This window comes from Flavihumibacter sp. CACIAM 22H1 (assembly GCF_001601815.1).
GTDB lineage: Bacteria > Bacteroidota > Bacteroidia > Chitinophagales > Chitinophagaceae > Flavihumibacter.
On the sequence record NZ_LUKG01000006.1, the window covers coordinates 90,308 to 103,431 of the forward strand.

A 13,124-nucleotide genomic window follows, 5' to 3' on the forward strand; every position below is an offset into this window, starting at 1 on the left:
ATTGGAAACAGTGTGGATGACCGACCGCCAGATTGAAAGTGCCCGCCAGGCAATGACCCGTTCCATGAAAAGGGAAGGGAATGTCTGGATCCGCATTTTTCCTGATAAAATTGTTACCAAAAAGCCTGCTGAAGTAAGGATGGGTAAAGGTAAAGGTAACCCGGATCATTGGGCTGCTGTGGTAAAGCCCGGTCGTATTCTGTTTGAATGCGATGGTGTATCTGAAGAAACTGCCAAAGCCGCTATGGAACTGGCTGCTCAGAAATTGCCGATCAAAACAAAGTTTGTAATTCGTCGCGAATTGCAATCCTAAGCTAATAACAAAAAAATCGACCATACGATGTCAAAGAAGACCGATTTCGCAGCCAACCTGAAAGACATGAGTTTGGCAGATCTCAAGGCTCGCATCCAGGAAGATGAACTGCGTCTGAAGAAGCTGGAGTTCGCTCATGCGATCACTCCACTGGAGAATCCGATGAGCATTCGTTCACTTCGCAGGGATATTTCCCGCCTGAAAACGGAATTAACCAAAAAACTGGCCACTGCCTGATTGGGTAGTCCAGGTGTATTCAAAAAGCGAATAAGCTAAAAAGATAACAATGGCTGAAAGAAATTTGCGTAAAACAAGGATTGGTGTAGTAACCAGCAACAAAATGGAAAAGACCGTTACTGTTGCGTTGAAAGAAAGGTGAAACACCCCATCTACGGTAAGTTCGTAAAAAAGACCACTAAGTTTCATGCGCACGACGAAAAAAACGAGTGCAGCATAGGCGATATGGTCCGGATTATGGAAACCCGTCCACTCAGCAAAACTAAACGCTGGAGACTGGTAGAGATCGTGGAAAAAGTGAAGTAATCCCTCTGTTTTACATTACTAATTGAATAAATTAATTTAAGATGATTCAGCAAGAAAGCAGACTGAATGTAGCAGATAACAGTGGAGCTAAAGAAGTGCTGGTAATCCGCGTGTTGGGAAACAGCGGCCAGGACTATGCCAAAATCGGTGATAAGATTGTGGTTACTGTTAAAGATGCCATTCCTGCAGGCGGTATTAAAAAAGGTACGGTTACCAAAGCGGTAATTGTACGGACCAAAAACAAGCTGCGCCGCAAAGATGGTTCCTACATCCGGTTCGACGACAACGCAGTAGTGTTGTTGAACAACTCTGATGAACCTCGTGGTACACGTATTTTCGGACCTGTAGCAAGAGAATTGCGCGACAAGGGATATATGAAGATTATTTCTCTTGCTCCGGAAGTATTATAATCGTACCTTTGCGCCCCCGATTGGGAGCACGGGCACCAAACAATAGTGATAACTAGATAAATAGAATCTACATGAGCACAAGATTCAAAGCGAAATACAACATTAAAAAGGGCGACACGGTGGTAGTTATTACCGGCGACGACAAAGATCTGAAGAAACCTCGCAAGGTTTTGGAAGTTCTGGTGGATGAAGGCCGCGTAATTGTGGAAGGTGTTAATATTATCACCAAACACACAAAACCTTCTGCCCAGAATACCAAAGGTGGTATTGTTAAGAAAGAAGCTGCCATCAATATCTCCAACATTATGTTGTGGGATGCTAAAGCTGGTGCCGCAACTAAAGTTAAGCGTACCCGTGAAGCTGGAAAATTAGTTCGTGTTGCTAAAAAATCAGGGGAGGTAATTAAGTAATGAGTACCGTTAAATATACTCCGCGTCTGGCAGATAAGTACAAAAAGGAAGTTGTACCTGCCTTAATGAAAAAGTTTGGTTATGGCACTGTTATGCAGGCACCCAAACTCACCAAAATCTGTCTGAACCGTGGCGTTAATGGCGCTGTGGCGGATAAGAAACTGGTAGACATTGCCGTAGAAGAACTTTCTACCATTACTGGTCAGAAAGCTGTTGCTACCATGTCCAAAAAAGATATTTCGAACTTCAAACTGCGTAAAAACATGCCCATTGGTGCACGTGTTACCCTGCGCGGTGAGAAAATGTATGAATTCCTGGATCGCCTGATCTCTGTTTCACTGCCCCGTGTGCGTGATTTCAAAGGTATCAGCGAAAAAGCGTTCGATGGCCGTGGTAATTATACCCTGGGTGTTACCGAGCAGATCATTTTCCCGGAGATCGATATCGATAAAGTAAATAAGATCACAGGATTGGATATTACGTTTGTAACTACTGCGAATACCAATGAAGAGGCGTATGAATTGCTGAAAGAAATGGGAATGCCTTTCAAAAATATCAGAAAAGGCGAAAACGCTTAATAAAGAATACTTTTTAATTTTTAATATGGCAAAAAAATCAGTAGAAGCCAGACAAAGGAAAAGAGAAGCGATGGTAGCTAAATTTGCTGAAAAGCGCGCAGCGCTGAAAGAAGCAGGTGATTACCAGGCCTTGGATGCCCTTCCAAAAAATGCTTCTCCCGTTCGTTTGAAGAATCGCTGCCAGTTGACTGGTCGTCCGAAAGGTTATATGCGCTATTTCGGATTGTCAAGGGTTATCTTCCGCGATATGGCCCTGGCTGGAAAGATTCCTGGTGTTAAGAAAGCCAGCTGGTAATAGTTGATCCAGCAGGAACAATTAAATTGTAGATATCAGATAGGATATCGCATTGTAAATCAATTATCAAACAAACTTATTTAAGACAATGGTTACTGATCCTATAGCAGACTTCCTGACCCGCATCCGTAATGCTCAGATGGCTGGTCACAGAATTGTGGAGATTCCTGCTTCTAACCTGAAAAAGCGTATCACTGAAATTTTGTACGATAAAGGATATATCCTGAAATACAAATTTGAAGAAGACAGCAAACAGGGGCTGATCAAAATCGCCCTGAAATACGATCCCGCTACCAAAACACCCGCTATCCAGAGCCTGGAGCGTGTTAGCCGTCCTGGTTTACGCCAGTATGCAAAACCAGCCGATTTTGTTCGTGTAAAGAACGGTTTGGGTGTTGCGATTCTTTCTACTTCCAAAGGAGTAATGACCGATAAGGAAGCGAAATCGCAGAATGTAGGCGGTGAAGTACTTTGCTACATTTATTAATAAATTATTGCGCAATGGCAACATTGCGCAATTCATATATAACTGGTTGTTGATACATTAAGGCGTCCTATACCCGTCTGACCGATCACCAATCATTTGAATAACCACTCAATTTTTTGACATGTCTCGTATAGGTAAAAAACCCATCGTTGTTCCTTCCGGAGTTACTGTAACCGTAGGAAAGGATAATGTGATTACGGTAAAAGGTCCCAAAGGGGAACTGAAGCAAGCGATTGATCGTGATATCATCGTGGAAGTTGTTAATAACGAAGTGCTGATCAAACGCCCTACTGATCAGATCCGTCACCGTGCCATGCACGGGCTGTACCGCGCTTTACTGGCTAACCAGGTAAAAGGTGTTACTGAAGGATTTAAAACACAGATGGAATTGGTAGGTGTGGGTTTCAAAGCTGCTAATACCGGCAATACGCTGGACCTGGCGCTGGGTTATTCTCACAATATCATTTTTGAAATTCCCAGTGAAATTAAAGTGGCTACCCTTACTGAAAAAGGACAGAACCCTAAGATTATCCTGGAAGGTGTAGACAAACAATTGCTTGGTCAGGTGGCTGCTAAAATCCGCAGTTTGCGTAAACCTGAACCATACAAAGGCAAGGGTGTGCGTTTTGTGGGTGAAGTGGTTCGTAAGAAAGCTGGTAAATCTGCTGGTAAATAAGTAAAAGCCAGGATTTAGCTAATCAAAAATTATTCAATTTCTCCGGCAGTATCGGAGGTATAAATAACAATAAATGGAAACGAAATCAATCAGAAGACAGAAGATTCAGTACCGCATCCGTAAAAAAGTAGCTGGTACTGCTCAGAAACCTCGTCTGTCAGTTTTCCGCAGCAATGCTGAAACATATGTGCAATTGATTGACGATGAAAATGGCGTTACCCTGGCTGCGGCTTCTACCCGCGATAAGGATATTGCCGCACAAAAAGTTACTAAAACTGAAAAGGGCAAATTATTGGGTGCTGCTATTGCTACAAAAGCTACCGCTCTAGGTCTTAGTGCTGTTGTGTTTGACCGTGGTGGTCGTCTCTACCATGGACGTATTAAAGCAGTGGCAGATGGTGCTCGTGAAGGAGGACTTCAATTCTAATTCATCGTACCAAATCATCTAAACTCAACTTAATTTCTGCAATAAATGGCACAAGTAATTTTAAATAAAGTAAAAGCCGGTGACCTTGAGCTCAAGGAGAAAGTAGTTGCAATCAATCGTGTTGTAAAAACTACCAAAGGTGGCCGTGCTTTCAGTTTCTCTGCACTGGTTGTGGTAGGAAATGAAAATGGTGTGGTAGGTCACGGACTCGGTAAAGCCAAAGAAGTTCAGGAAGCTATCACTAAAGGAATTGAAGACGCTAAAAAGAACCTGATCAAAGTTCCGGTTATGCATGGAACCATTCCCCATGATCAGCTGGCTAAAGAAGGCGCTGCTAAGGTATTGATCAAGCCTGCCGCACACGGTACCGGTGTAATTGCCGGAGGTAGTATGCGGGCAGTATTGGAAAGTGCAGGCATCACCGACGTTTTGGCAAAAAGCCTGGGTTCTGCAAATCCACATAACGTGGTAAAAGCCACCTTTAAGGCCCTGGCTACCCTGAAAGAGCCCGTACAGGTTGCTAAAACCCGTACTGTTAGCCTGAAGAAAGTATTTAATGGATAATCTCCCAATTACTATTGAGATGAAAAAGATTAAGATCACACAAGTTAAAAGTGCCATCGACCGTCCTGAAAGTCAAAAACTGACCCTTCAGGCACTTGGCCTGAGAAAGTTGAACGCCTCTCGCGAGGTAGAAGCTACCCCTCAGATCCTGGGTATGGTACGTAAGGTGGAACACCTGTTAAAGGTGGAAGAAGCCTAAAGATTGAATAGTGAATGGTGAACTGCTTAGAATAGTCGCCATTCACTGTTTCGTTTTATTCGTTTACTAGTTACTATTATGCGAGGGGTGATTCCCCGAAAGTTTAAAATCAAAAAAACATGAAACTGCACAATTTACAGCCCGCAGAAGGCGCAACGCACAGAGAAAAAAGATTAGGTCGTGGGGAAGCTTCCGGTAAAGGTGGAACTTCTACAAAAGGTAATAAAGGTGGACAAAGCCGTGCAGGTTATAAATCTAAACGTGCACACGAAGGGGGCCAGATGCCTATCCAACGTCGTGTTCCTAAACGTGGATTTACCAATATTAACCGCGTAGAATACAAAGTTTTCAACCTGGGTCAAATTGAGCAGCTGGCTGAAAAATACAACCTGACTGAATTCAACCTGGAAACACTCTACATAAACGGACTGATCGCTCATACAGATTACGTGAAAGTGCTTGGAACAGGCGAGCTGAAGGCTAAGCTGAGTTTTAAAGTGAACGCTGCCAGTGAGAAGGCTAAAGCAGCTATTGAAGCGGCTGGTGGAACAATTGAAATTGTAAAGTAATTTTCTTTATCTTGCCGGACGCATTGGAAAAATGCGTCCTTTTTTATTGGAGGCTCACTTAAATCTCAGAAATCCGTGAAGAAATTAATTCAGACGCTGAAGAATATCTGGAGCATTGAAGAGTTAAGAAGTAAGATCATAACCACACTGCTGCTTATTCTGATTTACAGGATCGGGGCGCATATCGTATTGCCCGGTCTGGATCCTAACAAAATTGATACCGAAACTGCAAAATCAGGAGCCCTTGGCCTGATCGACGCATTTGCCGGAGGTGCTTTTTCACAGGCATCCATCTTTGCATTGGGTATCATGCCCTATATCTCTGCCTCTATCTTCATGCAGCTGATGACCATCCTGGTTCCACAGATGCAGAAAATACAGAAAGAAGGAGAGAGTGGCCGTAAAAAAATTAATCAATGGACCCGCTACCTCACCGTTGCAGTTACTGCAGTGCAGGCAGGTGCTTACGTGGCTTACCTGAACCAGGTAAACGGTCCGGCATTATTAGCCTCCTATTCTCCGTATTTCTGGATCTCTACAACCGTTGTACTTACGGCAGGTACCCTGTTTGTAATGTGGCTGGGTGAGAAGATAACGGATAAGGGCCTTGGAAACGGTACTTCTCTTATTATCATGGTAGGTATCCTTGCCCGTTTACCACAGTCGGCTATCCAGGAATGGGCTGCCAAAAGTAACCGGGGAAGCGGTGGTTTGCTGGTATTCGTAATTGAGATAGCGGTATTGATTGCTATTATCATGGGACTGATTGTACTGGTACAGGGTGTACGGAAAATTCCGGTTCAATATGCCAAACAGATCATCGGAAACAAACAGTTCGGCGGCGCCCGGCAGTTTCTTCCACTAAAGGTTAATGGCGCCGGTGTAATGCCTATCATCTTTGCGCAGGCTATTATGTTCCTGCCGACCCTGTTTTCTTATACCAGTTTTGACTCTGGACAGGGTATTGCAAGGATATTCTCCGATCCGAAGAATGCCTGGCATATGGTAATTTACGCTGTCATCGTTATTGGATTTACGTTTTTGTATACTGCCCTGATCTTTAACCCGAAGCAAATTGCGGAAGACCTGAAAAGAAATAACGGGTTTATCCCGGGGGTAAAACCCGGCCAGGAAACAGCCGATTATATCGGTAGTGTTATGGACCGGATTACGTTACCTGGCGCAATTTTACTGGCGCTGGTAGGTATTCTGCCCGGCTTTGCCCAGCGCCTCGGAATTACCCAGGGATTTGCTTCCTTCTTTGGAGGAACTTCCCTCTTGATTATGGTGGGCGTTGTATTGGATACCCTGCAGCAAATTGAAACCCAATTATTGATGCGCCAGTATGACGGCCTCATGAAAAGTGGCAGGATACAGGGGCGCCAGGCAGTAAGTACTACTACTATTTAAGTTGAACACTGTATAGATTTATTAACTCCCGGTAAAGGATTACCTTTGCCGGGAATTTTTTTTTAGCGCATGATATACTATAAAACAAGTGCAGAGGTTGAATTAATCCGGGAAAGCAGTTTGTTGGTAAGTGCCACCCTGGAAGAGGTAGCCAAATCCATACGGCCTGGTATGACAACCTTAGAGGTGGATCAGCTGGCGGAACAGTTTATCCGGGATCATGGAGCGGTTCCTTCTTTTAAAAACTACAAGGGCTTTCCCTTTACCTGCTGTATTAGTGTAAATGACGCGGTAGTGCATGGGTTCCCAAACGATTGGCCGATAAAGGAAGGTGATATCGTTTCTGTGGATGTCGGGGCCTACAAAAATGGTTTTCATGGAGATAGTGCCTACACATTTGCTATCGGAACGATAGCCGAGGATGTTAAAAAACTGCTGCAGGTAACCAAAGAGTCGTTATACCTGGGTATCGAAAAAGCAGTGGCAGGAAACAGGGTAGGGGATATTTCATTTGCTATCCAGGATTTTGCTGAACGAAAGCATAAATACGGGGTGGTGAGAGAATTGGTAGGGCATGGATTGGGACGCCATCTGCATGAAGAACCACAGGTTCCCAATTATGGAAGAAGAGGCAGCGGTGCCAAATTGAAGGATGGGTTGGTAATTGCTATTGAACCCATGATTAATATGGGTGTAAAAGAAGTTTGGTACGACGACGATGGCTGGACGGTAAAAACAAAAGACGGATTACCGGCCGCCCATTTTGAGCACACCATTTGTGTTCGCCGGGGCAAGGCAGATATCTTGTCAAGCTTTACAGCCATTGAGGCAGCTGAAAAAGCGAACCCGAACTTATTCTCTTAAATGCCGGCTGCAGTAAGCACCTGTTTGTATAACCTGGTCAATTAGGGTGATTTCACTCCTGACCAGGTTTTTTATTATTCCCATGTTTACACCTGGAAACCTATTCAAAACAGTAAACCAGGGAAGCATGAAAAAAACTGAGCAGGGACCCTCATTTAATGAGGATCCGCATAAGCAATTGAGGATAGAAAATGAGCTGATGCGGATCCGTTTGCAGGTAGAGCATGGTGCGCAGGTTTATATTGCTACTGATTTAAGCCCGGAGATGGAAAATTTGTTTCTAAAAATGGTCTTATCGGTGGAAGGGAAGTCGGGTGCTGGCAGCACGGTTGTTCACCAGTATATTGGGCGTCCCAAGCTGCCTGATCTTTCTTTAGCCCGGTCAGAAAAGCAAGTTGTGCAGGAAGCGGAACGTTTGCTGGCGATCCTGGACGAAAATTCGATTGACGTTGTTTTCCGGGAAGATTTATCCTGGACAGAGATGCTGCGGTTCCTGGTGGAGGACCTGATGCCTGCGGAAATAGATAATTGCCGCGCCCCCGAACTTCGTTCCATGTTTTTTTATGATTCCTATTATCCGCCGGCTTCCTGCAATTGATGCAGGCTATTCCTGTATTTTTGAGGGTATGGATAAGCGAACACTTGTCGTAATTGGTGGGGGCGCAGCGGGCTTTTTTTGCGCCGTTAATGCAGCTGCAATGGATCCATCCATGACCGTGATCTTGTTAGAAAAATCGTCGAAGTTATTATCAAAAGTGCGGATCAGCGGAGGAGGCAGGTGTAATGTAACACATGCCTGTTTTAAAGTGCCTGAACTCGCCAAAAAATACCCGAGAGGGGAAAAGTTTGTAAAGAAAAGCTTCGGCTATTTTAACCCGGCAGATACCATTCAGTGGTTTGAAAAAAGAGGGGTGGCTCTAAAGGCGGAGGAGGATGGCCGCATGTTTCCGGTGTCGGATGATTCGGGATCGATTATTGACTGTTTGTTGGAACAGGCCCGCATACATGGTGTGCAGGTTCGCCTGAACCAGGAAGTGCTGGCTCTGGAGCAAACCGCGAACGGCTGGAAGGTAGTAACCAATTCAGGGTCGCTCCCTGCCCAGGCCGTTTGCGTGGCTTCCGGAGGATATCCTAAAAGCAGCCAGTTTAATTGGCTGAAAACCACCAAACATAGCCTGGAAGATCCGGTACCCTCTCTTTTCACATTTAATTTGCCCGGGCATTCGATCCGCTCCCTGATGGGGGTGGTAGTGGAACCGGTTCAGGTGAAAATAACCGGTACCAAACTGGTGGAAAAAGGACCCGTATTAATAACACATTGGGGGCTTAGCGGGCCGGCTGTGTTGAAGTTAAGCGCCTGGGGAGCCAGGTTGCTGGCAGAAAGGAACTGGCATTTTACGATGCTGGTTAACTGGGTGCCGGCATACCATGAGCAAAATCTGCTGGAATTTATCCGGGGATTCAGAAATGAAAAAGGCGCCCAGAAACTCATCAACCGAAATCCATTTGGCCTGCCGCAGCGGTTTTGGGAGTACCTGCTGGCAGAGGCTGGTGCTCAGGGAAATGAAAAATGGGGAGAATTACCAGCCAAAGAGCAAAACAAACTTGTAAAACTGCTGTGTGCCATGGAATTGGAAGTGAAGGGTAAAACCACCTTTAAAGAAGAATTTGTAACCGCGGGTGGAATTCAATTGGCAGAAGTAAACCCGGCTACGATGGAAAGCCGCCTGCATCCGGGGCTGTATTTTGCCGGGGAGGTATTGGATGTGGATGGTATAACGGGTGGGTTTAATTTTCAACATGCCTGGACAAGCGGCTGGCTGGCCGCTAGATCCATCGTTAAAAAATAGCCCAAAAGACAGGTGGGAAGCTGATTTTGCCTATCTTTGCAGGCCCGAATAAAACCATCGGGAATTCTTTATGTTTCAAAACATTTTTGCTAAACAATTAAACGCTGATGATCAGGAGTCTGCTGCTGCACCCGCAGAAGCAACTACAGCGACAACAACTGCACCTGAGGCGCCTGTTGCAGAAGCTACAGCCCATGATGATTTCGACTGGAGCATCGACAAGCGCAATGTTTCTTCCTATAATTCGGAAGAAAAGGCCAAGTATGACAAAGTATACGAAGCCACTTTCGTAACTATCACCGACGGAGAACTGATTAAAGGTGCTGTGGTTGGTTTAACCAAAACCGACGTTGTACTGAATATCGGATTCAAAAGTGATGGTCTGATTTCATTGAATGAATTCCGTGATCTGCAGGGATTAAAGATCGGTGATGAAGTGGAAGTTATGGTGGTAGAGAAAGAAGACCGTCAGGGTCATCTGCACCTGAGCCGTAAACAAGCCCGCATTACACGTGCCTGGGAAAAAATCGTTGAAGTTCATAAAACTGGCGAAATTGTTACCGGTACGGTTACCAGCAAAACCAAAGGTGGTCTTATCGTGGATGTATTTGGTATGGAAACCTTCCTGCCAGGTTCTCAGATCGATGTTAAACCAGTTACTGATTACGATCAGTTTGTTGGTAAAACCATGGAGTTTAAAGTGGTTAAAGTGAACGAAGCCATCAAAAATGCGGTGGTATCTCACAAAGCGCTTATCGAAAGCGATATCGAAGCACAACGTGCAGAGATCATGGGCAAACTGGAGAAAGGCCAGGTACTCGAAGGTACTATCAAGAATATCACCGATTTCGGTGCGTTCATGGACCTCGGTGGCTTGGACGGACTGCTTTATATTACCGATATCAGTTGGGGCCGAATCAACCATCCTTCCGAGGTGTTGAAGCTGGACCAGAAACTGAATGTGGTAGTATTGGATTTCGACGACGACAAGAAAAGAATCAGCCTGGGCCTGAAACAACTGACCCCTCATCCTTGGGATGTGCTGCCTGAAAACGTTACTGAAAACAACGTGGTAAAAGGTAAAGTGGTTAATATTGAAGACTACGGAGCATTCCTGGAAATTATGCCAGGTGTGGAAGGATTGGTTCACGTGAGTGAAATCACATGGGCTAATACGCCAATCAATGCCAAAGAATTCTTCAAACTGGGAGATGAATACGAAGCGAAAATCGTTACCCTGGATAAGGATGCGCGCAAGATGAGTCTTTCCATCAAGCAAATGACACCCGATCCCTGGAATGAAATCGAAAACAAATTCCCTGTTGAAAGCCGTCATAGCGGTCTGGTGAAAAACATTACTCCTTATGGCGTATTTGTAGAACTGGAACCAGGTATTGGTGGTATGATTCATATCAGTGACCTGAGCTGGCTGAAACGATTCAATCATCCTTCTGAGTACACGAAAGTTGGAGAGAAAATCGATATCATCATCCTCGGAATTGATAAAGAAAACCGGAAACTGCAACTTGGACATAAACAACTGGAAGAAGATCCATGGAATGCACTGGAAGATACCTTTGCTGTAGGAACCATTCATGAAGGAACTGTAATCCGTAAGGATGACAAAGGAGCTATTGTTCAATTGCCCTACGGCCTTGAAGGATTTGCGCCTAACCGTCACCTTGCAAAAGAAGATGGTAGCTCAGTAAATGCAGAGGAAACCAACCAGTTCCTGGTAATTGAATTCGACCGGAACGAAAAGCGTATTGTAGTTAGTCATGCCCGCACTTGGGAAGTTGCGAAAAGCTGAAGAAAGAGAAGCGATTAAGAAAGAAGCAAAAGCTGAAGCAGACAAAACCAAGAAAGCGGTTAAGAATATCCAGAGCAAGGTGGAAAAAGCTACCTTGGGTGATCTGGGTGTACTGGCTGAACTCAAGAAGAAGCTGGAAGGTGGAGAAGGTGAAGGTGCCTAATCCTAATCAGGAAATAAATAGTAAGGTGCAGCTAATCGCTGCACCTTTTTTTTTAACTAAAAAAAGCCTGCCTTGTAATGCTCCATGGAATTAAGTAAACCTAGAAGGTTGGCTGCTGATTTCATAAACATTCACTCCGTTTATTCGGCCAAATGGTTTTAAATCCCCCTTCGCTACTACGCACCTGTTGCATTCAAAGCAGGCATAAAGCTATAAAGAGCTGGTTTCCCAGTCGGGTGAGCGGTTTAATTAGGGTAATGGGGCAGGTAAATTAGGTTCCGGTTGAAGAAGTCTGATGCCGGGATTTTTCATGGATCTTAGAAAAGGAAGTTGATTGACCTAGGTCTCGCCGGTTTCATAAGATATTGAAAGAGTTCTGGACGGTTGTTACTGGACATTGGATGGTTGGAGTTTCGATTCCCGTCAATCAACTTCTGAAACAAAGGTAGGCATACCGGGTTGGGGGTACAAGAGCGGAATTGCTGAATTTAAGGGGTACAGGAAATACTGCGTAATTCGTAAAATTTCGACCGTAAAAGGGGATTGTTACGATGGTAAAATGGCTAAATTTATGGAAAATTGCTACAATGGTATATTTCCGAACAGGTATTTTTTACGTAGAACTACTATAGTGAATGTTCAGGAATTTTTACAACTTGCAAACCGAAAGGATCCGAAAAATGACCTTTCCCAATTCGCAAAATTCACCGTATGAAAAAACCAGATCCGAACAATCCGATTAAGGTAGCTATTGCTGATGACCACGCCCTGTTTCGTGCAGGCGTTAAAACAGCACTCTCTGCAAAAAGAGACGTGGAGCTGATAGCAGAGGCCGATAATGGGATGCAATTATTAAACCTGCTCAAACATATTGAGCCGGATGTAATTCTTTTAGACATTCAGATGCCGATAATGGATGGAATTACTACACTGCCGGAAATCCGGAAGATCAATCCGCATGTGAAAGTAATTATCCTTTCCATGCATAACGATCATTCCATGATTTCTAAACTGATGGAAATCGGTGCCAATTCCTACCTCACCAAAAATTCTGATTCCGAAACCATTTACCAGGCGATTAAGACCTGCTATGAACAGGAATTCTTTTTCAATGAATTGACCAATAAAGCCCTGCTGACAGGTTTGCGAACCCGTAAAACAGAACCGGATCATTTATTGGATGCACAATTAACAGAAAAAGAAATCAGAATTCTGAAATTAATGTGCGAGGAAAAAACAACCAAGGAAATTGCCGATATCGTAGATATCAGTCCCAGAACAGTAGAAGCAATTCGTGATAAATTGAAAACAAAAACAGGCGCTAAATCAATGGCCGGATTAGTAATGTATGCCGTTAAAAAAGGCTTTGTACAGGAAACATAACTACATTGTTTCAGCAACTCTTTAATGCACCCCCTGCTTGAATGCAACATTTCAAACAGGGGGTGTTTTTTTACAGAAACAAGTAGCGTATTATAGTAAAACTTCTACAACCGGTAGGTACTACTACTCAATATAGGTATCCATTCGTCGAAATTTTCGACAAAAGCTTTCTT

At 44.2% G+C, this 13,124-nt stretch carries 19 protein-coding genes and 1 pseudogene; all 20 read left to right on the forward strand.

Translation table 11 applies throughout. The features are described 5' to 3' along the window. On the forward strand, window positions 1-313 hold a 313-nt coding region (gene rplP, locus A1D16_RS03395), incomplete at its 5' end, for a 50S ribosomal protein L16 (protein ID WP_290707813.1). A 27-nt stretch (window positions 314-340) separates the two neighbouring features. After that, window positions 341-550 (forward strand): 50S ribosomal protein L29, encoded by a 210-nt coding sequence (rpmC, locus tag A1D16_RS03400; RefSeq protein ID WP_290707814.1) that lies wholly within the window; start codon window positions 341-343, stop codon window positions 548-550. A 49-nt stretch (window positions 551-599) separates the two neighbouring features. After that, a pseudogene (rpsQ, locus tag A1D16_RS03405) lies at window positions 600-856 on the forward strand (30S ribosomal protein S17). Window positions 857-897: 41 nt separating this feature from the next. Then, on the forward strand, window positions 898-1,266 hold the full coding sequence (gene rplN, locus A1D16_RS03410; RefSeq protein ID WP_039142952.1) for a 50S ribosomal protein L14: 369 nt from the start codon (window positions 898-900) through the stop codon (window positions 1,264-1,266). Window positions 1,267-1,337: 71 nt separating this feature from the next. Then, window positions 1,338-1,676 carry a 50S ribosomal protein L24 gene (rplX, locus tag A1D16_RS03415; protein ID WP_290707815.1) on the forward strand — a complete coding sequence of 113 codons (339 nt, stop codon included), beginning with the start codon at window positions 1,338-1,340 and terminating at the stop codon, window positions 1,674-1,676. Beyond that, the gene (rplE, locus tag A1D16_RS03420; RefSeq protein ID WP_290707816.1) at window positions 1,676-2,254 is read left to right on the forward strand and encodes a 50S ribosomal protein L5; all 579 of its coding nucleotides are present in this window, start codon (window positions 1,676-1,678) and stop codon (window positions 2,252-2,254) included. Before rplX ends, rplE begins: the two co-directional genes overlap by 1 nt. A gap of 25 nt (window positions 2,255-2,279) precedes the next feature. Further along, a complete protein-coding gene (gene rpsN, locus A1D16_RS03425) occupies window positions 2,280-2,549 on the forward strand; it encodes a 30S ribosomal protein S14 (protein WP_290707817.1) in 270 nt (89 codons plus the stop codon). Between the two features lie 88 nt (window positions 2,550-2,637). Then, window positions 2,638-3,036, forward strand: a complete 399-nt coding sequence (gene rpsH / locus A1D16_RS03430) for a 30S ribosomal protein S8 (RefSeq protein ID WP_290707818.1) — start codon at window positions 2,638-2,640, stop codon at window positions 3,034-3,036. Between the two features lie 121 nt (window positions 3,037-3,157). After that, a complete protein-coding gene (gene rplF / locus A1D16_RS03435) occupies window positions 3,158-3,712 on the forward strand; it encodes a 50S ribosomal protein L6 (protein ID WP_290707820.1) in 555 nt (184 codons plus the stop codon). Between the two features lie 73 nt (window positions 3,713-3,785). Further along, window positions 3,786-4,139 carry a 50S ribosomal protein L18 gene (gene rplR, locus A1D16_RS03440; protein ID WP_290707821.1) on the forward strand — a complete coding sequence of 118 codons (354 nt, stop codon included), beginning with the start codon at window positions 3,786-3,788 and terminating at the stop codon, window positions 4,137-4,139. A 45-nt stretch (window positions 4,140-4,184) separates the two neighbouring features. Beyond that, window positions 4,185-4,703 (forward strand): 30S ribosomal protein S5, encoded by a 519-nt coding sequence (gene rpsE, locus A1D16_RS03445; RefSeq protein ID WP_290707822.1) that lies wholly within the window; start codon window positions 4,185-4,187, stop codon window positions 4,701-4,703. 19 nt (window positions 4,704-4,722) lie between these two features. Then, complete coding sequence (rpmD, locus tag A1D16_RS03450) at window positions 4,723-4,902, forward strand: 50S ribosomal protein L30 (protein ID WP_290707823.1); 180 nt, start codon at window positions 4,723-4,725, stop codon at window positions 4,900-4,902. Between the two features lie 119 nt (window positions 4,903-5,021). Next, complete coding sequence (gene rplO / locus A1D16_RS03455) at window positions 5,022-5,471, forward strand: 50S ribosomal protein L15 (RefSeq protein ID WP_290707825.1); 450 nt, start codon at window positions 5,022-5,024, stop codon at window positions 5,469-5,471. A gap of 75 nt (window positions 5,472-5,546) precedes the next feature. Continuing rightward, window positions 5,547-6,881: a preprotein translocase subunit SecY gene (gene secY, locus A1D16_RS03460; protein WP_290707826.1), complete on the forward strand. Its 1,335-nt coding sequence runs from the start codon at window positions 5,547-5,549 to the stop codon at window positions 6,879-6,881. A 69-nt stretch (window positions 6,882-6,950) separates the two neighbouring features. Then, on the forward strand, window positions 6,951-7,745 hold the full coding sequence (map, locus tag A1D16_RS03465; protein WP_290707827.1) for a type I methionyl aminopeptidase: 795 nt from the start codon (window positions 6,951-6,953) through the stop codon (window positions 7,743-7,745). A gap of 127 nt (window positions 7,746-7,872) precedes the next feature. Continuing rightward, complete coding sequence (locus A1D16_RS03470; RefSeq protein WP_290707828.1) at window positions 7,873-8,343, forward strand: hypothetical protein; 471 nt, start codon at window positions 7,873-7,875, stop codon at window positions 8,341-8,343. Then, complete coding sequence (locus A1D16_RS03475; protein ID WP_290707829.1) at window positions 8,309-9,595, forward strand: NAD(P)/FAD-dependent oxidoreductase; 1,287 nt, start codon at window positions 8,309-8,311, stop codon at window positions 9,593-9,595. The genes A1D16_RS03470 and A1D16_RS03475 overlap by 35 nt, the downstream gene beginning before the upstream one ends. Window positions 9,596-9,665: 70 nt before the next feature. Continuing rightward, complete coding sequence (rpsA, locus tag A1D16_RS03480; RefSeq protein WP_290707830.1) at window positions 9,666-11,405, forward strand: 30S ribosomal protein S1; 1,740 nt, start codon at window positions 9,666-9,668, stop codon at window positions 11,403-11,405. Then, the gene (locus A1D16_RS03485; protein WP_290707832.1) at window positions 11,392-11,568 is read left to right on the forward strand and encodes a hypothetical protein; all 177 of its coding nucleotides are present in this window, start codon (window positions 11,392-11,394) and stop codon (window positions 11,566-11,568) included. Before rpsA ends, A1D16_RS03485 begins: the two co-directional genes overlap by 14 nt. 711 nt (window positions 11,569-12,279) lie before the next feature. Next, window positions 12,280-12,951, forward strand: coding sequence for a response regulator transcription factor (locus A1D16_RS03490; protein WP_290707833.1), 672 nt, complete (start codon window positions 12,280-12,282; stop codon window positions 12,949-12,951). The last annotated feature ends 173 nt before the right edge of the window (window positions 12,952-13,124 follow it).